Annotated in this window: 1 protein-coding gene; it reads right to left on the minus strand. The window is 69.7% G+C overall.

What is annotated here, in order from left to right:
- A partial coding sequence (locus AC0IX4_RS23120) for an elongation factor 1-alpha C-terminal domain-related protein (protein ID WP_471831420.1) occupies positions 1 to 261 on the minus strand: 261 nt, incomplete at both ends.

A 261-nucleotide genomic window follows, 5' to 3' on the forward strand; every position in this document is an offset into this window, starting at 1 on the left:
ATCCAGGACGGGGTGTCCGAGCGGTCGAGGACTGCTCGCGCACCCTCGATGATGCCGGCGGCAACGGGGTCGGTGGTGTGCTCGTCGAGCAGGATGCACGCTCCGGAGTCACGGTTGTCGCGGTAGTCGTCGGCCACCACGACCGCGCTGGGGCGCAGCGTGACGCGGGCGATGTCGTTGAGCGACAGGTTCTCCGAGCCGGGGTGCTCGTCGAGCGTCACCGGATCGAGCCGTGAGTGGATGCGCTGGACGGTCGCGCGA

Source organism: Rhodococcus sp. AC861, from assembly GCF_979256035.1.